The following is a 24,383-nucleotide window of genomic DNA, read 5'->3' as shown; positions in this document are numbered from 1 at the left end:
GCATGACCACCACCGACAGCGAGAACATCTGCCGCCGCCTGGTCGGCCGCACCGCCGTCATCACCGGAGCCGCCAGCGGCATCGGCCTGGCCACCGCACGCCGGCTGGCGTCGGAGGGCGCCCGTGTCGTCTGCGGCGACATCGACGAGAACGCGGGCAACGCCGCGGCCGAGGAGGTCGGCGGCACGTTCGTGCGCGTCGACGTCACCGACCCCGAACAGGTCGAGGCGCTCTTCAAGACCGCGTTCGACACCTACGGCTCCGTCGACATCGCCTTCAACAACGCGGGCATCTCCCCGCCCGACGACGACTCCATCCTCACTACGGGACTGGAGGCATGGAAGCGCGTCCAGGACGTCAACCTCACCTCCGTCTACCTCTGCTGCAAGGCCGCCCTGCCCTACATGCGCCGCCAGCGCCGCGGCTCGATCATCAACACCGCGTCCTTCGTCGCGATCCTGGGAGCGGCCACCAGCCAGATCTCCTACACCGCGTCCAAGGGCGGCGTCCTCGCCATGTCCCGCGAACTCGGTGTGCAGTTCGCCCGCGAAGGCATCCGGGTCAACGCGCTGTGCCCGGGACCGGTCAACACCCCGCTGCTCCAGGAGCTGTTCGCCAAGGACCCGGAACGCGCGGCCCGCAGGCTCGTGCACATCCCGGTCGGACGGTTCGCCGACGCCACGGAGATCGCGGCAGCCGTCGCCTTCCTCGCGAGCGACGACTCCTCGTTCGTCAACGCCACCGACTTCCTCGTCGACGGCGGTATCTCCGGGGCGTACGTCACACCGGTCTAGAGTTCCACCGCCAACAGGAGCTCGTCGGGATCCCGTCGGCGGCGGAACTCCGGAGTGGTGGGATGAGCAACGCGACACCGCCCGGCCGGTATCCGGACGCCGCGACACCGGGTACCGAGCGGTGGTGGGACGGTACGGCATGGACCGCGCATACCCGCCCGATCGCCTCCGCGCCCCAGCAGTTCGGGCCGCCCGAGCCGGTCACGTACGGGAACGGCAGTGGCAGTGCGGCGACCGGTGGCGGCACCCGGATCGTCGCGCTCGCCGTGGCCGGACCGGCCGTCGTCGGCGCAGCCGTCACCGGAGCCGTACTGCTGGGCAGGGGCGACGGCGATACTGCCCGCCGCTCTCCCTCATGGACACCATCACCGAGGCGATCCGGCCGATCGACGACAGCGGTACGAGCGGCGGCATGGGCAGCTCCGTGGCTCCCTGAGCTCACAGGAACGTACGGCCCTCGCCGCGGTACGTCGGCACGGTCGCCGTCACCCGGTCACCCTCGATCAGCTGCAACTCGTCGAAGCGTTCGCACAGTTCACCGGCCTTCGCGTGCCGGAACCACACCTTGTCGCCGATCAGCAGATCGTCCGCCGGGGCGCCGAGCAGCGGGGTCTGCACCTCGCCCGGCCCCTCCTGCGGGTCGTAGCGCAGTCCCTCCGGCAGATACGGGACGGGCAGCCGGTCCGCACCTGCGGGCCCGGACGCCGGATAGCCGCCACCGAGGACCGTCACCGCACCCACGCCCGGCCGGCGCACCACCGGCTGGGCGAACAGTGCCGCCGGACGCGCTGTGAACGACGTGTAGTTGTCGAACAGCCGCGGTACGTAGAGCCCCGATCCGGCCGCGATCTCGGTCACCGCGCGCTCCGCCGCGGTGTGCTGCACACTGCCGGTGCCGCCGCCGTTCACGAACTCCAGGTCCGGTGCCACCGCCCGTACCGCCCGCACGACCTCGGCCCGCCGGGCGGCCAGTTCCTTGCGGCCTGCGGCCTGCATCAGCCGGATCGCTCCGGAGCGCAGCGGCCGTCCCGCGACCGAATCCCCGACCCCGGCGATATGACCCTCGTACGCCATCAGACCCACCAGCCGGAAGCCGGGCCTGCGCGCCACCGAGCGTGCCAGTTCGGCCAGTTGGGCGGGGGAGCGCAGCGGTGAGCGCAGGGCGCCGATCCTGACCCGTCCGCCGAGCAGCTGCAGTGAGGTGTCCAGCTCCAGACAGACCCGGATCTCCTCGCGGCCACCGGCCCGTGCCGCGTCGATCAGCTCCAGCTGTGCGTGATCGTCCACCATCACCGTCACGGCGGCGGCCAGCTTCGGATCGGCGGCCAGCTCCGCGAAGGCGGACCGGTCGGCCGACGGATAGGCCAGCAGTACGTCGTCGAAACCGGCCCGCGCCAGCCACAGCGACTCGGCCAGTGTGAACGACATGATCCCGGCGAACCCGGGCCGCGCGAGCACCCGCTCCAGCAGGGACCGGCAGCGCACAGACTTGCTCGCCACCCGGATCGGCTTCCCGGCGGCCCGGCGGACGAGGTCGTCGGCATTGGCATCGAACGCATCGAGATCGACGACGGCGATCGGGGCGTCCAGATGAGCGGTGGCCCGGTCGTAACGGGTCCGGTCAGCAGCGCGGGCAGTCATGGCCGCAGCTTGCCAGACGGCCGTACCGCTGGGTAGGGGGATGAACTGCGCAGATCGTCCGGGGGCGGGGCTTCCTGCTCCCACCGGGGCCGTTCCACCCCGTAGAGTGACGGGCACGCGGCAACCAACGGGCCTGCCTGTGACGTCGATCCGCGCGCGGTACGGAAGAGGACCAGGGGGGCGGATGAGTACCGAGGCGCAGCGTGCTCCTGTCCCGCCCCGCCCCACGACCTCACCACCGGCGCCCGCGCACCCCGCACAGGCCCCTTCCACGACCTCCGCGAGCGTGCCCGTTCCGCCGCGCCCGAGGACACCACCGCCCGCAGTGCAGGCGCCGATTCCCGGCCCAGCGGCGCCGGTGGGACCGGCCGCCCCGGTATCGATGCCCGTACCTCAGCGGCAGGAGCCGGACCCGAAGCCGGTCGCGCCCCCTCAGCCGACGCACGCCTCAGCAGTCCCGCCCGTGGAGACCACGGCGCGGCTCCGGCCTGTGCCCTCGGCGCCCGTGCCCGCCGCGCCCGCCACCACCCCGCCCCGCCCCGAGCAGCCGCCCGCCGCGACCCGTCGGCGGCCCGTCGGCGCCGTGGACCTCACCCCGCGTCCAGGGGCGACCCCGCCACCGCCCGGGCAGGTGCATGTCCCGCACGCGTACCCGCAGCCGCACCCGTACCGCCATGCGCTCCCCGAGACACCTGTGGAGACCACCACCCGGCTGCGCCCCATCCGTACCCGCCACCCCGTCAGGACCGCGACCGCCGCCGCCTGCGTCGTCCTCGGGCTCGGACTGATCGGCGGCGCGGCCACCGGCGCCTGGCTCACCAGCGACTCCTCGGCCGACCCCGTCGCCCACAGCGCCTACACCGTGGGCCGCTCGGCCTGGCACAGCGTCCCCGTGGACACTCTCTTCCCGCGCACGCTCCATGGCGACGGAGCCGGGCCCGGCGGTGCCGACCGGGTCTGGACCCGGGTCGGCGTCGCCCCGGACAGCGGCTGTACGTCGGCCCTCGACCCGCTGCTGGCCAGGACACTCGGTCCGGTCGGATGCGAGCGCATGCTACGCGCCACCTACACCGACGCCACCAGCAGCAGTGTCACCACGGTCGGGATGATCTTCACCGAGGGCGACACCGAGGCCATGAGAGCACTGAGCACCCGCTTCACCGACCAGCACCTCGACCGGCGCACCGACCTGATGCCCCGTACGTACCCGGTCGAAGGCACGGGCGCCGCCGGGTTCGGCGACCGGCAGCGCGCCAGCTGGACCGTCCATGTACTGACCGAGGTACCCGTCGTCGTGTTCGCCGTCTCCGGGTTCGCCGACGGGCGTACGGTCACCGATCCGCAACCCGTCGCCAAGGCGATGGCCGCGAACGCCACCACGGCTGCCGCCCAGGCCGGGCTCGGCCACGAGGCCAAGGGAATCGCCGACCGGATCGAGCGCGGCCTGCGCCGGACCATCACCGACCTCACGGAGAAGCCGGAATGAGCTGCCGCACCCGCCGCCATCGCCGCACCCTGGGTGCGGTCTGCGCCGCCACCGCGTTCGCGCTCCTGCCCGCGGCGCCGGCCAGGGCCGATGCCATCCGGGACCAGCAGTGGGGCCTTCAGGCGCTCCACACCGATCAGGCATGGCGGACCACCAAGGGCAGGGGGATCACCGTCGCCGTCGTCGACACGGGGGTCGACGGCAGCCTCCCCGACCTGGCGGGCCAGGTGCTGCCCGGCAAGGACATGATCGGCTTCGGTGCCGGCCGCGGCGATCGGTCCTGGGCCCGCCACGGCACCGCGATGGCTGGGATCATCGCAGGTCACGGCCATGGCGCAGGACGCGGCGACGGAGTGCTGGGCATCGCGCCCGAGGCGAGGATCCTCCCGGTCCGGGTGATCCTCGAAGCCTCCGACCCGGCCCGTGCCAAGGCCCGGGAGTCCCGCGGTACGGCCCTCGCCGACGGCATCCGCTGGGCCGCCGACCACGGCGCAGACGTCATCAACCTCTCGCTCGGCGACGACAGCGAGTCGGCGCACCCCGAATCGGGCGAGGACGCCGCCATCCAGTACGCGCTGAAGAAGGGGGCCGTCGTCGTCGCCTCGTCGGGCAACGGAGGCGAGAAGGGCGACCACATCTCGTACCCCGCCGCGTACCCCGGCGTGATCGCGGTCGCCGCCGTCGACCGGTACGGCACACATGCCGCGTTCTCCACCCGCCGTTGGTACGCCACCGTCAGCGCCCCCGGAGTCGACATAGTCGTCGCCGCCCCCGACCATCAGTACTACGTGGAGTGGGGTACCTCCGCCGCCGCCGCGTTCGTCTCTGGCGCGGTCGCGCTGGTCCGCGCCGCACATCCGGGACTGACGCCCGCCCAGATCAAGAAACTGCTCGCGGACACGGCCCGCAGTGCCCCGGCGTCCGGCCGTGACGACGCCCGCGGGTACGGCATCGTCGACCCCGCCGCGGCGATCAAGGCCGGAGCCACGCTCCGTCCCGCCGGCCTGCGTGCCGACTCCGCCGAGGCCGGATACCGAAAGCGGTACTTCGGCCCCGGCCCCACCCCCGAGCACCATGACAGCAGCCCCGCAGGCTGGCTCGCCCCTGCCGCGGGCGGCCTCGGAGCGGTCCTGCTGGCGCTGGCCGTGGTGCTGTGGCGAGGCAGGGGCAACAGACCGGCCACCGTACGGCGCTGAACGCAGCTCCGGCAACGCTCGGGCCGCGTTCACCGGGCGGCGTCGAGCACGCTCACCGCCGCCTTCGCCACCGACTCCACGAGTGCGATCCCCGTCTCCTTCGTCCGCTGCCCGCCCGAGAGCACCGCCACCAGATAGGTGCGGCCGTCCGCCTTCACCCGCCCGATGCTGTTGATGTCCCACAGCCCGGTCGTCGTCCGGGGCATCCAGCCGTTCTTCAGGGCCCAACTGCTGCCCGCCGCCGACACTCCCCACTGCTGGTCGGCCGCGACCTGCCCCATCAGCCCCTGCAGATACGTACGGGAACCCTCGCTCAGCTCCGAATCCGTACCGAACACCGCTTCCAGCAAAGTCAGTTGATCCGCCGCCGTGGTCTGGGTCAGCCCCCATGCGTGCGCCGCCGTCGTCCCGGTCAGGCCCAGGCGTTCATTGGCCGCGTCGAGACCTTCCATCCCGCCGATCGCCCGCAGCAGCGCGGTGGCGGAGGCATTGTCGCTCCACTCGATCATGGCGGTCGCGTAGCCTCGCTCGCCGGCGGTGAGCGCACGCTTCTCGTCCTGGGTCCTGAGCAGCAGCGCCGCGAGTATGTCGACCTTGACGATGCTGGCGGTGTCGTACGCCCCGTCGCCGTAGACGGCCCGCGCCCCGCTTCCGGTGTCCAGCACCGCGACGGACACCTCCGCGTCACCCACGTCGGTCAGCAGCGGCTCCACCGCCGCGGCCAGCGCCGCGTCGAAATCCACCGTCGGCTCCTCGGTCGTCGTTGCCGGGACCGCAGTGCTCCCGGCGGCCGGTACGGACGATACGGACGCCGAGGCGCGGGGAGCGTGATCCGACGACCGGCCGGCCAGACAGATGCCACCCGCGGCCGAACCCGCCAGCAGAAGCACGGCCGTCACGGATGCGGACAGGGTGGAGCCGCGGAATCTGTTTCGGGACATGCCCCGGACGTTAGGAACGGCACCTGAGAACAGGCTGGGTCCGACCTGTTGTCAGGGTAAGAAACCCCCGGTTGCCAGGGTAAGAAACCCCCGGTTGCCAGGGTAAGGAACCCCAGGCACTACGCTCGCCCTGTGGCGCTGAAGAACATTCCGGACCCCGGTTACTCCGACGACGACGGCACGGCCGCCCCGGCCCTGACCGCGGCGCTCGCCGCCTGGGCCGAGGACCGGAAGGCCATCGGCCCGGTACTCGAAGCCCTCAAGGGCGCCCGGCTCCTGGTCCCTGTCGTCGCCGTCCTGGGGGAGGTGGAGGAGGACGAGAAGGGACTGCGTCGCGAGAAGACCAGTGACATGGCCGTCCCCACCCTTCAGGCGGGGGACCGTCGAGCCCTGCCCGCCTTCACCTCGACCGCCTCGCTGGCCCGCTGGGACCCGCAGGCCCGCCCTGTCGCCGTACCCCTGCATCAGGCGCTGCAGGCCGCCGCGCACGAGAAGGCGGACACGGTCGTCCTCGATCTCGCCGGCCCGGTCGCATTCGAGCTGACCGGCTCCGCACTGCTCGCCCTCGCCGAGGGCCGCACCAGCGCCGATCCGCTGGACGACCCCGCGGTCACCTCCGCGGTACGGAACGCGGTCGCCGCCGAGCCCGCGGTGCTCCGCGCCCATCTCGGCCCCGGCCGGGCCGACGGCACCCTGGCCCTCGTCCTCGCACCCGATGCGGACCCCGCCGACGCGGCCCGCCGGGTCGCGGAACTGCTGGCGGCCGACGATGTCCTGCGCGCCCGCCTGGTGCGCGGCCTGGATCTGGCGCTGCTCCCGGCCGATGCGACCACGCCCGGTGAGGCCCTGTTCACGCGCTGACCCCCGGGCCGGCCGCCGGCTCGAAGTAAGGACGGCCGTCCCGTACCGGGTGACCCAGCTGATGGGTACCGCCCGACTTCGGCTTCGACGACGTGAGCCCCCTGCCCGGGACGGGCAGGGGGCTCACGTCGTCAGAAGTCGTAAGTCGCAAGAGAGGGAAGGCGGGCGGGCTCAGCCGAAGACGGGGCCGGTGTACTTCTCGCCGGGGCCCTGGCCGGGCTCGTCCGGTACGAGCGATGCCTCGCGGAACGCCAGCTGCAGGGACTTCAGGCCGTCACGCAGTGGAGCCGCGTGGAAGGAGCTGATCTCGGTGGTGCTGGCGTCCAGCAGGCCGGCCAGCGCATGCACCAGCTTGCGGGCCTCGTCGAGGTCCTTGTGCTCGTCGCCGTCCTCGGTCAGCCCGAGCTTCACGGCGGCGGCGCTCATCAGATTGACCGCGACCGTCACGATCACCTCGACCGCGGGCACCTCCGCGATGTCGCGGGCCATGTCGTCGAAGCCGGGGGAATCGGTGGTGGGGGTCGCGTCACTCATGCGCCATACGATAGGCCCACTCCGGTGCCGCCCTGTCTGCGGGAGCGGTGGGCGAGAGCTGGTTCGCGCACGCCCGGGGGAGCTGCTAGCCTTGTGTAACGACCGGCTGGGCATCTATGTGCTCGGCCCACAAGTGGAGGCTCCGATCTCCCACCTGACCATCCTCAGGGACGGCAGGTCACCGGTCAGGTGGCGCCCATCGTTCCGTACGGACGATGGAGCCACCCGATGCGCCCCGCGGTTGACCGCGGCGGTGTTCCGGTTTTCCAGGAGCCCCGCCTGTGTCCCGTCCGGGGCATTTTTGATGTGCTGGAGCGGTTGGTCTCACGAAACAGACGTTACGTGGCTGTCCGCCAGGCGGCCGCGTGGTGCTACCGAGGAGGATCCATCAGCGCCGAGCCCCGCATCAACGACCGGATTCGCGTTCCCGAGGTGCGACTTGTCGGTCCCAGCGGCGAGCAGGTCGGGATTGTTCCGCTTGCCAAGGCCCTGGAACTCGCACAGGAGTACGACCTCGACCTGGTCGAGGTGGCGGCGACCGCCCGTCCGCCCGTGTGCAAGCTCATGGACTACGGGAAGTTCAAGTACGAGTCGGCCATGAAGGCCCGTGAGGCGCGCAAGAACCAGGCGCACACGGTCATCAAGGAGATGAAGCTCCGGCCGAAGATCGACCCGCACGACTATGACACCAAGAAGGGTCATGTCGTCCGGTTCCTCAAGCAGGGCGACAAGGTCAAGATCACGATCATGTTCCGTGGTCGTGAGCAGTCCCGTCCTGAGCTCGGCTTCCGACTGCTCCAGCGTCTTGCTTCGGACGTGGAGGAACTCGGCTTCATCGAGTCCAACCCGAAGCAGGACGGCCGGAACATGATCATGGTTCTGGGCCCGCACAAGAAGAAGACCGAAGCCATGGCCGAGGCCCGCGAGGCCCAGGCCGCCCGCAAGGCGGGGCGTCAGGGTTCGACCCCCGACGCCGAAGCTGCGGACGAGGCTGCCGAAGCGCAGTCCGAGGCTCCGGCCGAGACACCTTCCGAGGCATGACCTCAGGGGGCCGCCATCCAGGCGGCCCCGGGTCTCCCCGGAATTCCCACCAAGATCTGACGCCCCTGCTGTCCGGTGCCCGCACCGCGAGGGGCGCCACTGACGAGGAGAGAACGGCGCGATGCCGAAGAACAAGACGCACAGCGGTGCCAGCAAGCGCTTCAAGATCACCGGCTCCGGCAAGGTGCTCCGTGAGCGCGCCGGCAAGCGCCACCTTCTTGAGCACAAGTCGTCCAAGAAGACCCGCTCGCTGACCGGCACGGTCGAGCTGGCCCCGGCCGACGCCAAGAAGGTCAAGAAGCTTCTCGGCAAGTGAGTCCGCAGCCCTCGGTGAATCCGTGGGCGGCGACCTCGACTCAGACCGGGACCAATTCGTTTCCGGGCCGTGTGAGTCCAACCACGGCCCCGCTACAAGGAGTTAAAAAGTGGCACGCGTCAAGCGGGCAGTAAACGCTCACAAGAAGCGCCGGGCAATCCTCGAGCAGGCCAGCGGTTACCGGGGTCAGCGCTCCCGCCTGTACCGCAAGGCGAAGGAGCAGGTCACCCACTCCCTCGTCTACAACTACAACGACCGCAAGAAGCGCAAGGGCGACTTCCGTCAGCTGTGGATCCAGCGCATCAACGCCGCTGCCCGCCAGAACGGCATGACGTACAACCGCCTCATCCAGGGTCTGAAGGCCGCCAACATCGAGGTGGACCGCAAGATCCTGGCCGAGCTCGCGGTCAACGACGCCAACGCGTTCGCCGCCCTCGTCGAGGTTGCCCAGAAGGCCCTCCCGAGCGACGTCAACGCCCCGAAGGCCGCCTGATCCAGGTCGCACTTCTTGGCTTCTGAGCCGGACCCGCAGGCGCTCGTCGTCTGCGGGTCCGGTGCGTTGCACGACATGTTCCGTACGTCCGTCACCTCCGTCACCTCCGTCACCTCCGTACGCAGAGAGGCTCGCCGCCGACCATGGGCACCCCCGAACTGATCTCCCCGCGTTCGCCGCGCGTCACAGCCGCCCGGCGGCTGGCCAAGCGCAACTTCCGCGGCAAGGAGCGCAGGTTCATCGCCGAGGGGCCGCAGGCCGTGCGCGAGGCCGCCGGGCACCGGGGCAGCGACGGCGAGGCGACGCTGATCGAGCTGTTCGCCACCGTCGAGGCGGCCGAGCGGTACGCCGACATCGTCGACGCCGCCCATGCCGCCGGTGCCCGGGTGCACCTCGCGGACGGCGATGTGCTCGCCGATGTGTCGCAGACCGTCACCCCGCAGGGCCTCATCGGTGTCTGCCGCTTCCTCGACTCGCCGTTCGACGCGATCCTCGCCGCGAAGCCGAAGCTGGTCGCCGTCCTCGCCCACGTACGCGACCCGGGGAACGCCGGTACGGTGCTGCGCTGCGCCGACGCCGCGGGTGCCGATGCCGTCGTGCTCACCGATGCCTCGGTGGACCTCTACAACCCCAAGTCCGTCAGGGCCTCGGTCGGCTCGCTCTTCCATCTGCCGGTAGCCGTCGGTGTTCCGGTTGAGCAGGCCGTGCAGGGGCTGAGGGAGGCGGGCGTAAGGATTCTCGCCGCCGACGGAGCGGGCGACGACGACCTCGACGACGAGCTCGACGCGGGGACCATGGGCGGGCCGACCGCCTGGGTCTTCGGCAACGAGGCCTGGGGCCTGCCGGAGGAGACCCGGGCGCTGGCCGACGCCGTCGTGAGGGTGCCGATCCACGGCAAGGCGGAGAGCCTCAATCTGGCGACGGCGGCGGCCGTCTGCCTGTACGCCTCCGCACGGGCCCAGCGCCCGCGCCGCTAATCCGCCGCCGCGGTCCTGGCCCGCAGGGCCACCGCGACCAGTGCCGCGTCGTCGGGGCGCCGGACGTCGCGGCCGGTCAGCTCGTGGAAGCGGGCGAAGCGGTGCTGGACCGTGTTGCGGTGGCAGTACAGCCCGGCCGCCGTGTCCGCGATGGAGCCGCTGCCGCGCAGATGCTCGGTGACGGTCTCCAGCAGACGTGCCGCCTCCGTCGCCGACACTCCGGGGCTGTCGAGACCACCCAGCACATCGGCGGCAAGATCCGTGCCGAAGTCCCCGGCCCGCCGCACCAGCACATCCAGCCAGCTGTCCTCCAGCAGCCTCGGTGAGTGGGCGTCCGGCGGCAGCATCTGCGCCGTCGCGATGGCCAGCACAGCCGCCCTGGGCACCGCTGCGAGCCCGTTCGTCTGCGGCGAGACACCGCACGGGGTGGACGCGAGCCGGACCAGCACGGACTGCCACGTGGTGCGCCGGCCCAGCTCCACCACCAGCACCGCGTCCCCGCCGACCGCCTGGTACTGCACCGGAGCACCCGCCGCACGCAGCGCCGTCGCCGCCCGGTGCAGCCCCGAACCCTCCGCCGCCGGGGCCGCCGCGCACAGAAACGTGCCCGCGCCGTCGAAGCCCAGGGCCAGCGCCGCGTTCCGTACCACCGTCGGGTTGTGGCCCTCGCTCTCCAGCAGCCGGGAGAACCACATCCGCCGCTCGTCCTCCTGGCGTCGGCCCATCTCCAGAACCGTGCGCTGATACGCCGTCATGATGCCCGTGACATGGGACTCGACGGCCTCCCACACGTGGTAAGCGGACGTCACCAGCTCCGCCATGTCCTCCTCGTCGGCCCGCTGGACCAGCGCCGCCCACACCACCCGGAAGTCCAGCCGGGCCGCTTCCAGCAGCGAGTCCAGCGGCACGCCCTGGCGGGCCCGCTGCTCACCCACGCGCTGTGACACCCCGGCGATGTGCACGGGCACCGGAAGCTGCGCCACCGTACGCAGCAGCAGCTCGAACGCCTGCCAGGCGGAGCTGCGGAAATCGGCGTCCGGCACCCGGTCCGCATAGGCGCTCCGGACCGGATTGATCATCTCCATCCACTGGCCGATCAGACCGTCGATGTTGTCCAGGCACTGGCCCGCGAGCTCGGCGATCCGACGGGACGGGGGAGGGAAATCGGAAACCGGAGTGTGCATATGACCAATGTAAGGGGCTGTACGGGTGATGTTTCGACGTTGGATCTGTGCTCGTTGCCCTTGAAGCTGAGGCAATCCGGAATCCCCCTCCGGGCCCACCGCATGCAGGGAGGTCCTGGCAGTGCATCTGACGCCTCGAGAGCAGGAGCGTCTCCAGCTGTTCACCGTCGCCGAACTGGCCCGCCGCCGCAGGGCGCGCGGCCGGCGGCTGAACACGCCGGAGGCCATCGCGCTGATCTGCGACGAGGTGCTGGAAGCCGCCTGGGACGGGCTCGGTCTGGACGAAGTGATCGAGGTGGGCCGCTCCGTGCTCACCGAGGCCGACGTGATGGACGGCGTGGCCGACATCGTCACCACCGTGCAGGTCGAGGCGCTCTTCCCGAGCGGCACCGCCCTTGTCGCCGTCGACCGGCCGATCGGCCCGGGGACACCCGACACCGCACCCGGTGCCGTACGGACCGCCTCCGATCCGGTACGGATCAACGAGGGGCGTCCGCGCACCACCCTCACCCTCCGTAACACCGGTGACCGTACGGTGTTCGTCTCCTCGCACTATCCGCTGCACGAGGTGAACGCGGCCCTGGAGCTGGACCGGGAAGCGGCGCGGGGGCTGCGGCTGGACATCGCGGCCGGCACCGCGCTGGCCTTCGAACCGGGGGAGTCCCGGGAGGTCTCGCTGATCCCTCTCTCCCGTCACCCGCAGCACGCCCAGTCCGAGGAGCAGCGCGCATGACCAGCATCGACCGCCGTACGTACAACGCTCTGTACGGTCCCACCACCGGTGACCGCATCCGGCTCGGCGACACCTCCCTCTGGGTCGAGGTGGAGGCCGACGACGGCACCCCCGGCGACGAACTGCTCGGCGGCTGCGGCAAGACCGTACGCGACGGGCTGCTGGCCTCGCCCCGTTCCGACCGCGACTCCGCCCTGGACATGGTGGTCGCCGGAGTCGTCCTCATGGACCCGGTTCTCGGCGTCCGCAAGACCGACATCGGCATCAAGGACGGCCGGATCGTCTCCGTCGGCGGCGTCGGCAACCCGGACGTGATGCCGGTCGAGTACGCCATCGACTCGCACACCTCCGTCGTCCCCGGCGAAGGGCTGATCGCCACCCCCGGCATCGTGGACAGCCACGTCCATCTCTCCTCGCCCGAGGTGGCGCCCGCAGCGCTCGCGGCCGGCGTCACCACGCTCGTCGGCATGGGGCTCGGCGGGGTCTGGGAGATCGGCTGCAATCCGGCCCACAATCTGCACACCCTGATGAGCTCCTGGCAGGGCACCCCGCTCAACATCGCGTTCCTGGCCCGCGGTTCGTCCAGCTCCCGCACCCTGCTCGACGAGTCCGTGCTCGCCGGGGCCGGCGGCTTCAAGATCCATGAGGACTTCGGGGCGACCCCGCGCATCATCGACAACTGCCTAGACACCGCCGAGGCCGCCGATCTGCCGGTCGCCCTGCACACCGACTCCATGAACGAGTCCGGATATCTGCGCGACACCATCGGCTCCACCCGGGGCCGGACCGTGCACGCGTACCACGTGGAGGGGGGTGGCGGTCACCCCGATCTGCTGGAGATCCTCTCCGAGCCGAACATCCTGCCGTCGTCGACCACGCCGACGATCCCGTACACCCCGAACACCGTCGGGGAACTCTTCCCGATGACGATGACCGTGCACCGGCAGAACCACCACTGCGCCAGCGATGTGGAGATCTCCAGGGGCCGCATCCGCGCCCATGCCATCGCCGCCGAGAACGCCCTGCACGACCTCGGCGCGATCTCCATCGTCAACTCCGACTCCATGGGCATGGGCCGCATCGCCGAGACCGTCCGCCGCACCTGGCAGCTCGCCCACCTCCAGGCACTGGCGGCCGGGGAGGGCGGCGTCGAGCACCGCGCAAACGAGCGGGCCCTGCGCTACCTCGCCAAGATCACCCTCAATCCGGCGATCGCCCACGGCCTCGCGCACGAGGTCGGTACCGCCCAGGTGGGGCGCCTCGCCGACCTGGTGCTCTGGCACCCCGCCTACTTCGGCTCGAAGCCCGAACTGGTCATCAAGGCCGGGTTCGTGGCATGGGGCAACACGGGGTCCGGTTCGGGATCGACCCGGCTGACCCAGCCCCGTACGTACAAGCCCTACTTCGGCGCCCTCGGCCAGGCGCCCGCGCGGCTCTCCCGGATCTTCGTCGCCGAGGCCGCGCTGGCGGACCGGGCCGCCCGGGCGGCGCTGCCCAAGGGACTCACCTACGCGCCGATCCGCGGCTCCCGCGGCCTCACCCGCGCCGACATGCTCCACAACACCGCGACCCCGCACGTCCTGGTGCCCCGCGAACCGGCACCCGTCCTGGTCGACGGCGTCCCCACCGCAGCCCCCGCCGCCGACGCCGTGCCGCTCGCCCAGCTGCACCACCTCGCCTGAGCCCGAAAGACCTTCGCCCGTGAAACTCGATCTGCTGGTCCGCAACGCGAACATCCTGACCCTCGACGACGCCCGGCCCACCGCCCGCGCCCTCGGCGCCCTGCACGGCCGCATCGTCGGGCTCGACGAGGAGGCCGAGCACCTCCCTGCCGCACGGGTCATCGACGCGGGCGGCGCCACGGTCGTGCCCGGCTTCAACGACGCCCACTGCCACACCGCGTGGTTCGGCCTCACCCTCACCCAGCTCGACGTCTCCGGCGCACGGACCGTCGACGAGGTGTACGACGCCGTGGCCGCGTACGCCGCCAAACTGCCCGAGGACGCCTGGGTGATCGGCGCCGGACTCGACCACAACCGGACCGGCGGGCGCTACCCGCACCGCGACGCCCTCGACCGGGCCGCGGGCGGCCGGCGGGTGTGGCTGAAGCACACCTCCGGGCACGCCTGCGTCGTCAACACCCCGGTTCTGCGCCTGGCGGGCATCCTGGCCGACGGCTTCACCGACCCGGACGGCGGGGTCGTCTCCCGCGACGAGGACGGCCGGCCCGACGGACTCCTGGAGGAGACCGCCCAGCGTCTCGTGCAGCGGCACGTACTCCCGTATCCCGTGGAGACCGTCGCCGACGCCGTCGATGCCGCCACCCGGCACTACCTCACCGAAGGCATCACCAGCTTCACGGAGGCCGGCATCGGCGGCGGCTGGATCGGCCACACCCCGGTCGAACTCGCCGCCTACCAGCTCGCCCGCGACACCGGCAGGCTCCACACCCGCGCCCAGCTGATGGCCGCCTCCGACGTCCTGCACCCGCTGGTCTCGCACGCCGACGACGGCATCGACCTGGGACTCGACCTCGGAATGCGCACCGGCTTCGGCGACGACCGGCTCTCCCTCGGGCCCGTCAAGATCTTCCTGGACGGCTCCCTGCTCGGCCGGACCGCCGCCGTCACCGAACCCTTCTGCGGCTGCCCGCACAACGAGGCAGAGGCGGCCAACCCCACCGGATACCTCCAGAACGACGCCGACGCCATGACCGAAACCGTCGTCGCCGCCCACCGCTCCGGCTGGACGGTCGCCGCCCACGCCATCGGCGACCGGGCCGTCGACCTCGCGCTCGACGCATTCGCCCGTGCTCAGCGCGAACTCCCTCGCCCCGGCGTGCACCACCGCATCGAGCATGCCGGAGTGGTCCGCCCCGACCAGCTACGCCGGTTCGCCGAACTCGGCGTGATCCCCGTACCGCAGCACAACTTCCTGCCGCCGTTCGGCGACGCCATGGCCGAGTCGCTCGGCGCGCAGCGCACCGCCTGGTCCTACCGGCTGCGCTCGCTGCTCGACCTCGGCCTGCCCGTACCCGGGAGCTCCGACCGGCCCGTCGCGCCCGGCGCCCCGCTGCCCGCCATCCAGGCCATGGTCCAGCGGCGCACCGGCTCGGGCGCCGTGTACGGGCCCGACGAGCGCGTCCCGGTCCTCGACGCCCTGCGCGCCTGGACCGAGGGCTCCGCCCGCGCCACCGGCTTCGGCGGCCGCAAGGGGCGCCTCGTCCCCGGGCAGCTCGCCGACCTCACGATCCTCGACGCCGACCCGCTCCGCACCGATCCGGGCCGGATCGGCTCGCTCCAGGTCCTCGCGACCGTCGTCGACGGCGATCCCGTCCACGACCCGCACGGCCTCGCGGCCCAGGCCGCCACCCTCGCACCCGTACAGCCCGTTCCCCCGTCCCCTCAAGGCCACCAGGCCCTCCGTCCCCAGGAGAACGTGTGAGCTCGCCCGACATCAAGGACATCCGGCGACTGCTGATCGCCGCCTTCACCGGCACCGCCCTGGAGTGGTACGACTACTTCCTCTACGGCACCGCCGCCGCCCTGGTCTTCAACCGGCTCTTCTTCCCCGAGCTGGACCCGGCCGTGGGCACCATCGCGTCCTTCGTCACCTTCGCCGTGGGCTTTGTCGCCCGCCCCATCGGTGCGGCCGTTTTCGGCCACATCGGCGACCGCTACGGCCGCAAGGTCGCCCTGATCATCACCGTCGTGATGATGGGCGTCACCACCGGCTGTATCGGCCTGCTGCCCAGCTACGCCACCATCGGCATCTGGGCCCCCGCTCTCCTCGCACTCCTGCGCTTCCTGCAGGGGATCTCGGTCGGCGGTGAGTGGAGCGGCGCCATGCTGCTCACGCTGGAGCACACGCCGAAGGAGAAGCACGGCAGCTACTCCTCGATCCCGCAGCTCGGCTCGCCCGTCGGCACGCTGATCTCGTCCGGCGCGTTCGCCCTCGTCGGGATGCTGCCCGACGACTCCTTCTACTCCTGGGGCTGGCGTCTGCCGTTCCTCGCCGCGTTCCCGCTGCTCGGCTTCGCGCTCTACATGCGGCTGCGGATCGAGGAGTCGCCGGTCTTCCACGCGATGCTCGCCGACGCCGAGAAGAACGGCCCGAAGCCCGCACCGCTCATCGAGGCGTTCCGCCGCACCTGGGGCCGCATGATCATCGGCATCGGCGCGGCCCTGCTCGGCGTCGGCGGCTTCTTCCTGATGACCACGTTCATCATTTCGTACGGCACCGACGAGCTGGGCATCGACAAGTCCGTGATGCTGAACGCCACCGTCATCGGCTCGGTCGTCGAGATCGTCGTGCTCGTCGTGGCGGGGCGGATCGCCGACCGGATCGGCGCCTGGACGGTCTGTGCCATCGGCGGCCTCGTCACGATGGCCGTCGCCTTCCCGGCCTTCTGGCTCGTCGACACCGGCAAGCCCGCACTGGTCTACCTCGGGGTGGGGCTCGGGATCGGCGCACTCTCCATTCCGTACGCCCCCATCGGCGCCGTGGTCTCCGGGATGTTCCCCGAGGCGTTCCGTTACAGCGCCGTCGCGATGTCCTACAACCTCGCAGGTGTCGTGGCCGGATTCGTACCGCTGCTCGCCACCTCGCTGACCGGTGCGGCGAACGGTGCCTCGTGGGGTGCGGCCCTGCTCCTGATGGTGATCGCGGCCTGCACGGCCGCCGGATCGTTCGCCTCCGGATCGCTCATGAGGCGTGAACGGGCGGCCCGGCCGGCCGGGGACCGCGTCGAGGTCGCCGTCTGACCGACGCCACGCCCCGTACCCCGCCGAACGGCGGACCGCGGCAGTGCGCCCCCGCAGGGTGTCGCTCCGTCACCGACGACTAGTAGGGTGACGAACTCGGGGGCCCACTGCACCGGTTCGAGAGGTGGGGTACGGGATATGGCTGTCGGCATGAGCAGGCCGCGCGAGACGCACGTGGCCGTCGTGCGCGCCGGTGAAGGCCCCGGCACGGCGGGCGAACCGGCCGAAGGACCGGCCCTCGGACCCGTCGATGCGACCGTCGATCCCGACGACCTCCCCGACGGTCTGGTCATCGCCGACGAGACCGGTCGGGTCATCTGCTTCAACTCCGCGGCGGCCCGGATCACCGCCGTGCCCCGGGCCGCCGCTCTCGGCCACCCCCTGGAGCACGCGCTGCCGCTGGAGGACCTCAAGGGCCGCCGCTGGTGGGTGCTGACCGATCCGTACGGCGGGCTCGCCACCCGGGTCGGTCAGCCCGAGCGCAATCTGCTGCTGCCCGGCGGCCGCGAGGTCCTGGTCTCCGCACGGTACGTACGAGAGCACCCGACCGGTCCCGTGCGCCGCGTGGTGATCTCGCTGCGCGGCACCGAGGCCCGCCGCCGCACCGAACGCAGCCACGCCGAACTGATCGCGATCGTCGCCCACGAGCTGCGCTCCCCGCTGACCTCCGTCAAGGGCTTCACCGCGACCCTCCTCGCCAAATGGGAACGGTTCACCGACGACCAGAAGCGCCTGATGCTGGAGACCGTCGACGCCGACGCGGGCCGCGTCACCCGGCTCATCGCCGAACTGCTCGACATCTCCCGGATCGACTCCGGCCGGCTGGAGCTGCGACGGCAGCCCGTGGACCTCTCCGCCGCCGTCGAACGCCACATCCAGGCCCTCACCGCGAACGGCCAGACCCCCGACCGCTTCCTCGTCCGTACCTGCCAGCCGCTGCCCACGGTCTGGGCCGACCCGGACAAGGTCGACCAGGTGCTCGGCAACCTGTTGGAAAACGCGGTGCGCCACGGCGAGGGAACCGTCACCATTGAAGTCGCACCCGCACCCGCGAAGAGCGACGAGAAGGGAACGGCCGTCACCGTGAGCGACGAAGGCCCCGGCATCCCCGAGGAGTCGATGGGCCGTGTCTTCACCCGCTTCTGGCGGGGGAGCAAGCGCGGCGGTACGGGCCTGGGCCTCTACATCGTCAAGGGCATCGTCGAGGCGCACGGCGGCACGATCACGGTCGGCCGCGGCCCCGGCGGCGGCGCGGAATTCCGATTTATTCTGCCCGTGAGCACGCCGGCCTACCTGGTCTGAGCAGCCCACGGGCCTCCCACACGTCCTGTGACCCTTAGACTCGACCTTTGGCACCTTTGCGTCCTCCAGTCGTCGAGCGGGGCCATGGGGGTCCGGGGCTGTCCCCCGGTAAGCGCAGTACCAGCCAATCGGAAGCACGGGAAGAGATGTCGGCACCGAACAAGTCGTACGACCCAGTCGAGGTCGAGGCACTGAAACCGGAAGAGATCGAGCGCATGCGGGACGAGGCGTTCGCCGCCTTCGCCGCCGCCGGTGACCTCGACGCGCTCGCCCAGGCGAAGACCGCGCACACCGGTGGTACCTCGCCCCTCTCGCTCGCCAACCGGGAGATCGGCGCCCTGCCGCCGCAGGCCAAGGCAGAGGCGGGCAAGCGCGTGGGCCAGGCCCGCGGCGCCGTGAGCAAGGCCCTCGCCGCCCGTCAGGCGGAGCTGGAGGCCGAGCGGGACGCCCGTGTGCTGGTCGAGGAGGCGGTGGACGTCACGCTGCCGTACGACCGCACCCCGGCCGGCGCCCGCCACCCGCTGACGACCATCATGGAGCGCGTCGCGGACGTCTTCGTGGCCATGGGCTACGAGGTCGCCGAGGGCCCCGAGGTCGAGGCGGAGTGGTTCAACTTCGACGCACTGAACTTCGTGCCCGACCACCCGGCCCGGCAGACGCAGGACACCTTCTTCGTCCAGGGCACCACACCCGACGGGAAGCCGACCACGGGTGACGAGTCCGGCATCGTGCTGCGTACGCACACCTCGCCGGTCCAGGCCCGCACCCTGCTCGACCGTGAGCCCCCCGTCTACGTCGTCTGCCCCGGGCGGGTCTACCGCACCGACGAGCTCGACGCGACGCACACCCCGGTCTTCCACCAGATCGAGCTGCTCGCCGTCGACGAGGGCCTCACCATGGCGGACCTCAAGGGCACCCTCGACCACATGGTCCAGGCGCTCTTCGGCCCGGAGATGAAGACCCGGCTGCGGCCGAACTTCTTCCCGTTCACCGAGCCGTCCGCCGAGATGGACATGGTCTGCTACGTCTGCCGCGGCACGTCCGTCGGCAACCCGGACCGCCCCTGCCGCACCTGCGGCAGCGAGGGCTGGATCGAGCTCGGCGGCTGCGGCATGGTCAACCCCAAGGTGCTCATCGCCTGCGGCGTCGACCCCCAGAAGTACAGCGGATTCGCCTTCGGGTTCGGCATCGAACGGATGCTGATGTTCCGCCACAACGTCGAAGACATGCGAGACATGGTCGAGGGTGACGTCCGGTTCACCCGGCCGTTCGGGATGGAGATCTGATGCGCGTCCCGCTTTCCTGGCTGCGGGAGTACGTCGACCTGCCGGCGACGGAGACCGGCCGTGACGTACAGGCCAAGCTCGTCGCCGTCGGTCTGGAGGTCGAGACCGTCGAGCACATCGGCGCCGGCCTCAAGGGCCCCCTGGTCGTCGGACAGGTACTGACCATCGAGGAGCTGGAGGGCTTCAAGAAGCCCATCCGCTTCTGCACCGTCGATGTCGGCAACGCCAACGGCACCGGTGAGCCGCAGGAGATCGTCTGCGGAGCCCGTAACTTCGCCGTCGGCGACAAGGTCGTCGTGGTCCTCCCCGGCGCCGTGCTGCCCGGCGACTTCGCGATCGCCGCACGCAAGACGTACGGCCGGACCTCGCACGGCATGATCTGCTCCACCGACGAGCTCGGTATGGGCGACGACGGCACGCACGGCATCATCGTGCTGTCGCCGGAGCACGAGGTCGGCACCGATGCGATCGAGCTGCTCCAGCTCGTCGACGAGGTCCTCGACATCGCCGTCACCCCCGACCGCGGCTACTGCCTCTCCATGCGCGGTGTCGCCCGCGAGACCGCCATCGCGTACGGGCTGCCGCTGCGCGACCCGGCTCTCCTCGACGTGCCCGCGCCGAACGCGTTCGGCTACCCGGTGAAGGTGGCCGACCCGATCGGCTGCGACCGGTTCACCGCGCGCACCGTCGTCGGCCTGGATCCCGAGGCGCGCTCCCCGATCTGGCTGCAGCGCCGGCTGCAGAAGGCCGGGATGCGCCCGATCTCGCTCACCGTCGACATCACCAACTACGTGATGCTGGAGCTCGGCCAGCCGCTGCACGCCTACGACCGCACCCGTATCGACGGGCCGATCGGGGTGCGCCGCGCCCAGCAGGGCGAGAAGCTCACCACGCTCGACGGCACGGCCCGCGTCCTGGACGCCGAGGATCTGGTCATCACCGACAACCGTGGGCCGATCGGTCTCGCGGGTGTCATGGGCGGAGCCAACACCGAGATCGCGGACGTCCAGGAAGACGCGCACAGCACCACCGAGGTCGTCATCGAGGCCGCGCACTTCGACGCGATCTCGATCGCCCGGACCGCGCGCCGTCACAAGCTGTCCTCCGAGGCGTCCAAGCGCTTCGAGCGCGGCGCGGACCCGGAGGCCGCGGCCGCCGCCGCGCAGCGCACCGTCGACCTGCTCGTGCTCCTCGCGGGCGGCACCGCCGAGGCCGGTGTCACCGAGGTCACGGCTCCGTCCGGGCCCCGCACCATCGCGATGCCCGCGGACCACCCCGACCGGGTGGCCGGGGTCGTGTACGGCCGCGAGACCGTCGTACGGCGCCTCCAGGAGGTCGGCTGCGACGTCTACGGGCAGGACGAGCTGCTCGTCACGGCGCCGTCCTGGCGGCCCGACCTGAGCGAGCCGAACGACCTCGCCGAAGAGGTCATCCGGCTGGAGGGGTACGAGAACCTTCCGTCGACGCTGCCGACGCCGCCGTCCGGGCGCGGGCTCACCGACCGCCAGCGGCTGTATCGCAGGGTCGGCCGGGCGCTCGCCGGAGCCGGCTACGTCGAGGCGCTGAGCTACCCGTTCATCGGGGACGCCGTCCTCGACCAGCTCGGGTTCGACGCCGACGACGCCCGCCGCCGTACGGTCAAGCTCGTCAACCCGCTCTCCGACGAGGAGCCGGCGCTGCGCACCACGCTGCTGCCGGGCCTTCTCGGCGCACTGCGGCGCAACGACGGCCGCGGCAGCCACGACCTGGCACTCTTCGAGACCGGTCTCGTCTTCAGGCCGACCGGCGACGAGACCCAGGCAGTACGCCTGCCCGTCGACCACCGGCCCGGCGACGAACAGATCGCAGAGCTGAACGCCGCGCTGCCGCATCAGCCGCGCCGCGCGGCGGTCGTCCTCGCGGGCGCCCGCGAGCAGGCCGGCTGGTGGGGCAAGGGCCGCCCGGTGGACTGGGCGGACTCCATCGAGGCCGCTCGTGCCATCGCCCGCGAGGCGGGTGTCGAGCTCACCGTCCGCAGCGACCAGCACGCGCCGTGGCACCCCGGCCGCTGCGCCGCGCTGTTCGTCACGGCGAACGACGCGGAGGTCCTCGTCGGGCACGCCGGTGAGCTGCACCCGCGCGTCATCAAGGAGCTCCACCTGCCGGAGCGGACCTGCGCCATGGAGATCGACCTCGACCTCCTGGAGCAGGCCGTCGACGGCGCGCTCCGGGCGCCGCGGATCTCCACCTTCCCGGTGGCGACCCAGGACGTCGCGCTGATCGTCGCCGAGAGCGTCCCTGCCGCCGAGGTGGAGCAGGCGTTGCGTGCGGGCGCGGGTGAACTCCTCGAATCGCTGCGGCTGTTCGACGTCTTCACCGGTGAGCAGATCGGCGAGGGCAAGAAGTCGCTGGCGTACGCGCTGCGCTTCCGCGCGGCGGACCGCACGCTGACCGTGGACGAGGCCACGGCCGCCCGCGACGCGGCGGTGGCCCTGGCCGCCGAGCGGACGGGCGCGGTGCTGCGGGGCGCATGACGCCTCGGCACACATCATGAAAGAGGGGCGTATCCGGTGACCGGATACGCCCCTCCTGTGCTCGCCGAGCGGCACAGAACCGCTCGCGGGCGTTCCCCACACTGTTCGTGCCGCCACGGAGTGTCGGGCAGGTCGGCGGAAACGGACGGTGCGGGTGCGGGTCGTCGACTGTACGAGGGGGAGCAGACGACCCGGCCGCCTCTTGCGAGACGACTGATTCAACCGATCCGCGGACCGGCGCAACAGAGTGCGCAGCGGGACGGTTCGGGCATTGCGTTCACACCCCGTGTGAATCGTGCTCCACTGGTTCGGCACGCCTCGGCGTGCCGAACCACCGGAGGGGCAAATGGGGGCAACGGAGCCCAACATTCTGCTGGAGGCCCTGATCGAGGAGGCGGCCGTCTCCCGGGCGGGCCTCGCCGCGCACATCAACCGGGCCGGCCGTTCCCGCGGACTGTGCCTGCGGTACGAACACACCGCGGTGGCACGCTGGTTGAAGGGGCAGCGTCCGCGAGGTCAGGTGCCGGACCTGATCTGTGAAGTGCTCGGGAACCGGCTGAACAGGCCTCTTTCGCTGGACGACATCGGCATGGCGACCCCGGGCGCCGGCGCGGCCCTGCTCGGATCCACGCTCACCGGATTCGTCGAGCGGGCCACCGCGCTGTGGCGTTCCGACGACCAGCAGCGCCCACACATACTCGCCTCGGCCACCGTGACGGGCACCACTGCGGTGATGCCCGTCTGGGAGTGGGAGAACCCGCCGGAGGACGTCGACGTCTCCCGCAGCGGTACGACCCGGGTCTGCATGGCCGACATAATGACCCTGCGCGCGGCCCGTGCCCACTACGAACTGATGTACCGCAGGGCAGGCGGCATCGCGACCCGTTCCCGCATCGTCGGCTTCCTCAACACCGAGACCGCCCCTTTGCTGCGCGGCGGCTACAGCGACGCGATGGGGCGCCAACTGCACCGGGCGACGGGCGGGCTGGTGGCGGTCGCGGGCATCTGCGCCTACGACTCCGACGCGCACGGGCTCGCCCAGCGCTACTTCCACCAGGCACTGCGGCTGGCCAAGGCGAGCGGGGACCGGGGGCTCGGCGGTTATGTGATCGCCCTGCTGGTCAACCAGTCGCTGTTCCTCGCCGACTACCGGCAGTCGGTGGCCTTCGCGCAGGCGGCGCTGAGAGCCGCCGGCCGGCACATCACTCCCGCGCTGGCCGCCGATCTGTACGCGATGCAGGCCAAGGCGTACGCCCACATCGGCGACGCCACAAGCGCCCTGGAATGCATCCGGCGCGCCGAGTCGGAGGCCGGACGCATCCGGCCGGGCCATGAACCGGACGAGACGGGATACGTCCAGCCGGGCCTGGTCGATGTGCAGGTGGCCGAGGCCCTGCTCAGCCTCGGCGATCTGCCCGGGGCCAGGGAACACGCGGTGACGGCCGTGCGGACCCCGGCGCACGACCGGGGCCGGGTGCACCGGCTGGCCATGCTGACCCATGTCGAGCTGCGTCAGGGCGAGGCGGACCGGGCGGCGGCCACGGCCGTGGAGATGGCGGAGCGGGCCAGGGGCATGGAGTCGCAACGGCTGCGCGACCGGCTGCGTGCGGTGCGCGAGGATCTGATCGCGAGCGGCTGCGCCGACGCGGGGAGGGCCGCCGAAGTGATCGACGGGGCGTTGCGCGTACCGCTGTGAGTTCGTACCCGCGGGTTCCGGTACGTTCCTCTCCGGTCCTGCTCCTGCTGCGATGTTGTCACCTACTTGTCGGAAGGTGGCAAAACTGTGCAGTGGACGAATCTGAACGAGCAAACTGTGTATGAGAACCGCTGGTTCCGGGTCAACCTGGCGGATGTGCTCATCCCCGACGGCCGCCATCTCGACCATTACCTCATCCGGCTCCGCCCCGTCGCGGCGGCCACCGTCGTCAACGAGGCCAACGAGGTGCTGCTGCTCTGGCGGCACCGGTTCATCACCGACAGCTGGGGCTGGGAACTCGCCGCGGGCGTCGTCGAGGACGGCGAGGACATCGCAGCGGCCGCCGCCCGGGAGATGGAGGAGGAGACCGGCTGGCGCCCCGGACCGCTGCGTCCGCTGCTGACCGTGGAGCCGTCGAACGGCCTCACCGATGCCCTGCACCACCTCTACTGGTCCGAGGAGGCCACGTGGACCGGCCACCCCAGCGATGACTTCGAGTCCTCGCGACGCGAGTGGATACCGCTCAAGCTGGTGCCCGACATGATCGCCCGCGGCGAGGTTCCGGCGGCGGGCATGGTGGCCGGGCTGATGATGCTCCATCACTTACGGCTGGGATGAAACCACCG

General features: G+C 71.4%; 21 protein-coding genes and 1 pseudogene. 18 read left to right on the top strand and 4 right to left on the bottom strand.

Features of this window, described 5'->3' with window-relative positions; genetic code table 11:
- The first annotated feature begins 2 nt into the window (after window positions 1-2).
- Both IEZ15_RS10825 and IEZ15_RS46715 read left to right on the top strand, forming a co-directional pair.
- Window positions 3-794 (top strand): 3-oxoacyl-ACP reductase, encoded by a 792-nt coding sequence (locus IEZ15_RS10825; RefSeq protein WP_189276149.1) that lies wholly within the window; start codon window positions 3-5, stop codon window positions 792-794.
- 62 nt (window positions 795-856) lie between these two features.
- Window positions 857-961 (top strand): annotated as a pseudogene (locus tag IEZ15_RS46715) (DUF2510 domain-containing protein); the annotation flags it as partial.
- A 271-nt stretch (window positions 962-1,232) separates the two neighbouring features.
- Here the strand turns inward: IEZ15_RS46715 and IEZ15_RS10815 are convergent.
- Window positions 1,233-2,435: an amino acid deaminase/aldolase gene (locus tag IEZ15_RS10815; protein ID WP_189276146.1), complete on the bottom strand. Its 1,203-nt coding sequence runs from the start codon at window positions 2,433-2,435 to the stop codon at window positions 1,233-1,235.
- A 583-nt stretch (window positions 2,436-3,018) separates the two neighbouring features.
- Between IEZ15_RS10815 and IEZ15_RS10810 the strand changes: the two genes are divergently transcribed.
- Together IEZ15_RS10810 and mycP are read left to right on the top strand one after the other, a co-directional pair.
- Window positions 3,019-3,921, top strand: a complete 903-nt coding sequence (locus IEZ15_RS10810) for a hypothetical protein (protein WP_189276440.1) — start codon at window positions 3,019-3,021, stop codon at window positions 3,919-3,921.
- The gene (gene mycP / locus IEZ15_RS10805) at window positions 3,918-5,117 is read left to right on the top strand and encodes a type VII secretion-associated serine protease mycosin (protein ID WP_189276144.1); all 1,200 of its coding nucleotides are present in this window, start codon (window positions 3,918-3,920) and stop codon (window positions 5,115-5,117) included. The genes IEZ15_RS10810 and mycP overlap by 4 nt, the downstream gene beginning before the upstream one ends.
- 29 nt (window positions 5,118-5,146) lie before the next feature.
- Here the strand turns inward: mycP and IEZ15_RS10800 are convergent, their stop codons facing one another.
- A complete protein-coding gene (locus tag IEZ15_RS10800) occupies window positions 5,147-6,058 on the bottom strand; it encodes a serine hydrolase (RefSeq protein ID WP_189276142.1) in 912 nt (303 codons plus the stop codon).
- 132 nt (window positions 6,059-6,190) lie between these two features.
- On the opposite strand from IEZ15_RS10800, the gene IEZ15_RS10795 reads away from it, so the two are divergent.
- Entirely contained in the window at window positions 6,191-6,919 is a 729-nt protein-coding gene (locus tag IEZ15_RS10795; protein WP_189276140.1) for an SseB family protein, read from the top strand.
- Window positions 6,920-7,090: 171 nt separating this feature from the next.
- Here IEZ15_RS10795 and IEZ15_RS10790 read toward each other — a convergent pair whose 3' ends face one another.
- Complete coding sequence (locus tag IEZ15_RS10790; protein WP_093896122.1) at window positions 7,091-7,453, bottom strand: DUF1844 domain-containing protein; 363 nt, start codon at window positions 7,451-7,453, stop codon at window positions 7,091-7,093.
- A 342-nt stretch (window positions 7,454-7,795) separates the two neighbouring features.
- Between IEZ15_RS10790 and infC the strand changes: the two genes are divergently transcribed.
- The 4 genes from infC to IEZ15_RS10765 all read left to right on the top strand — a co-directional run bounded on the left by infC (window position 7,796) and on the right by IEZ15_RS10765 (window position 10,280).
- Complete coding sequence (gene infC, locus IEZ15_RS10785; RefSeq protein ID WP_229845827.1) at window positions 7,796-8,494, top strand: translation initiation factor IF-3; 699 nt, start codon at window positions 7,796-7,798, stop codon at window positions 8,492-8,494.
- A gap of 121 nt (window positions 8,495-8,615) precedes the next feature.
- Window positions 8,616-8,810: a 50S ribosomal protein L35 gene (gene rpmI, locus IEZ15_RS10780; protein ID WP_114243588.1), complete on the top strand. Its 195-nt coding sequence runs from the start codon at window positions 8,616-8,618 to the stop codon at window positions 8,808-8,810.
- A 109-nt stretch (window positions 8,811-8,919) separates the two neighbouring features.
- Window positions 8,920-9,303, top strand: coding sequence for a 50S ribosomal protein L20 (gene rplT / locus IEZ15_RS10775; RefSeq protein WP_018103794.1), 384 nt, complete (start codon window positions 8,920-8,922; stop codon window positions 9,301-9,303).
- Between the two features lie 143 nt (window positions 9,304-9,446).
- Window positions 9,447-10,280, top strand: a complete 834-nt coding sequence (locus IEZ15_RS10765) for a TrmH family RNA methyltransferase (RefSeq protein ID WP_114243587.1) — start codon at window positions 9,447-9,449, stop codon at window positions 10,278-10,280.
- Here the strand turns inward: IEZ15_RS10765 and IEZ15_RS10760 are convergent.
- Window positions 10,277-11,464 carry a PucR family transcriptional regulator gene (locus tag IEZ15_RS10760; RefSeq protein ID WP_189276136.1) on the bottom strand — a complete coding sequence of 396 codons (1,188 nt, stop codon included), beginning with the start codon at window positions 11,462-11,464 and terminating at the stop codon, window positions 10,277-10,279. The genes IEZ15_RS10765 and IEZ15_RS10760 overlap by 4 nt on opposite strands.
- A gap of 121 nt (window positions 11,465-11,585) precedes the next feature.
- On the opposite strand from IEZ15_RS10760, the gene ureA reads away from it, so the two are divergent.
- The 9 genes from ureA to IEZ15_RS10715 all read left to right on the top strand — a co-directional run bounded on the left by ureA (window position 11,586) and on the right by IEZ15_RS10715 (window position 24,375).
- A complete protein-coding gene (gene ureA, locus IEZ15_RS10755; RefSeq protein WP_189276134.1) occupies window positions 11,586-12,197 on the top strand; it encodes an urease subunit gamma in 612 nt (203 codons plus the stop codon).
- Window positions 12,194-13,879: an urease subunit alpha gene (locus IEZ15_RS10750; RefSeq protein WP_189276132.1), complete on the top strand. Its 1,686-nt coding sequence runs from the start codon at window positions 12,194-12,196 to the stop codon at window positions 13,877-13,879. Before ureA ends, IEZ15_RS10750 begins: the two co-directional genes overlap by 4 nt.
- Before the next feature lie 19 nt (window positions 13,880-13,898).
- Window positions 13,899-15,641: an amidohydrolase gene (locus IEZ15_RS10745; protein WP_189276130.1), complete on the top strand. Its 1,743-nt coding sequence runs from the start codon at window positions 13,899-13,901 to the stop codon at window positions 15,639-15,641.
- Window positions 15,638-16,960 carry an MFS transporter gene (locus IEZ15_RS10740; RefSeq protein WP_189276129.1) on the top strand — a complete coding sequence of 441 codons (1,323 nt, stop codon included), beginning with the start codon at window positions 15,638-15,640 and terminating at the stop codon, window positions 16,958-16,960. The genes IEZ15_RS10745 and IEZ15_RS10740 overlap by 4 nt, the downstream gene beginning before the upstream one ends.
- 138 nt (window positions 16,961-17,098) lie before the next feature.
- Complete coding sequence (locus IEZ15_RS10735) at window positions 17,099-18,262, top strand: sensor histidine kinase (RefSeq protein WP_189276127.1); 1,164 nt, start codon at window positions 17,099-17,101, stop codon at window positions 18,260-18,262.
- Between the two features lie 146 nt (window positions 18,263-18,408).
- Complete coding sequence (gene pheS / locus IEZ15_RS10730) at window positions 18,409-19,548, top strand: phenylalanine--tRNA ligase subunit alpha (RefSeq protein WP_189276125.1); 1,140 nt, start codon at window positions 18,409-18,411, stop codon at window positions 19,546-19,548.
- Complete coding sequence (gene pheT, locus IEZ15_RS10725; RefSeq protein ID WP_189276123.1) at window positions 19,548-22,061, top strand: phenylalanine--tRNA ligase subunit beta; 2,514 nt, start codon at window positions 19,548-19,550, stop codon at window positions 22,059-22,061. The genes pheS and pheT overlap by 1 nt, the downstream gene beginning before the upstream one ends.
- A 346-nt stretch (window positions 22,062-22,407) precedes the next feature.
- Window positions 22,408-23,757, top strand: a complete 1,350-nt coding sequence (locus IEZ15_RS10720; RefSeq protein ID WP_189276121.1) for an NsdA family TPR-like regulatory protein — start codon at window positions 22,408-22,410, stop codon at window positions 23,755-23,757.
- 87 nt (window positions 23,758-23,844) lie between these two features.
- Window positions 23,845-24,375, top strand: coding sequence for an NUDIX domain-containing protein (locus IEZ15_RS10715; protein WP_114243581.1), 531 nt, complete (start codon window positions 23,845-23,847; stop codon window positions 24,373-24,375).
- The last annotated feature ends 8 nt before the right edge of the window (window positions 24,376-24,383 follow it).

This window comes from Streptomyces atratus, assembly GCF_014648655.1.
Taxonomy (GTDB): Bacteria; Actinomycetota; Actinomycetes; order Streptomycetales; family Streptomycetaceae; genus Streptomyces; species Streptomyces atratus.
Note: the sequence above shows the minus strand (reverse complement) of the source record. Positions and strands in the feature narration are given on the sequence as shown.

Coding starts and splice junctions, on each gene's coding strand:
- IEZ15_RS10790 (WP_093896122.1), bottom strand. CDS start 7,453: ATGAGTGACGCGACCCCCACCACCGATTCCCCCGGCTTCGACGACATG.
- IEZ15_RS10735 (WP_189276127.1), top strand. CDS start 17,099: ATGGCTGTCGGCATGAGCAGGCCGCGCGAGACGCACGTGGCCGTCGTG.
- IEZ15_RS10815 (WP_189276146.1), bottom strand. CDS start 2,435: ATGACTGCCCGCGCTGCTGACCGGACCCGTTACGACCGGGCCACCGCT.
- IEZ15_RS10800 (WP_189276142.1), bottom strand. CDS start 6,058: ATGTCCCGAAACAGATTCCGCGGCTCCACCCTGTCCGCATCCGTGACG.
- IEZ15_RS10720 (WP_189276121.1), top strand. CDS start 22,408: ATGGGGGCAACGGAGCCCAACATTCTGCTGGAGGCCCTGATCGAGGAG.
- rpmI (WP_114243588.1), top strand. CDS start 8,616: ATGCCGAAGAACAAGACGCACAGCGGTGCCAGCAAGCGCTTCAAGATC.
- IEZ15_RS10750 (WP_189276132.1), top strand. CDS start 12,194: ATGACCAGCATCGACCGCCGTACGTACAACGCTCTGTACGGTCCCACC.
- IEZ15_RS10765 (WP_114243587.1), top strand. CDS start 9,447: ATGGGCACCCCCGAACTGATCTCCCCGCGTTCGCCGCGCGTCACAGCC.
- pheT (WP_189276123.1), top strand. CDS start 19,548: ATGCGCGTCCCGCTTTCCTGGCTGCGGGAGTACGTCGACCTGCCGGCG.
- mycP (WP_189276144.1), top strand. CDS start 3,918: ATGAGCTGCCGCACCCGCCGCCATCGCCGCACCCTGGGTGCGGTCTGC.
- pheS (WP_189276125.1), top strand. CDS start 18,409: ATGTCGGCACCGAACAAGTCGTACGACCCAGTCGAGGTCGAGGCACTG.
- IEZ15_RS10825 (WP_189276149.1), top strand. CDS start 3: ATGACCACCACCGACAGCGAGAACATCTGCCGCCGCCTGGTCGGCCGC.
- IEZ15_RS10760 (WP_189276136.1), bottom strand. CDS start 11,464: ATGCACACTCCGGTTTCCGATTTCCCTCCCCCGTCCCGTCGGATCGCC.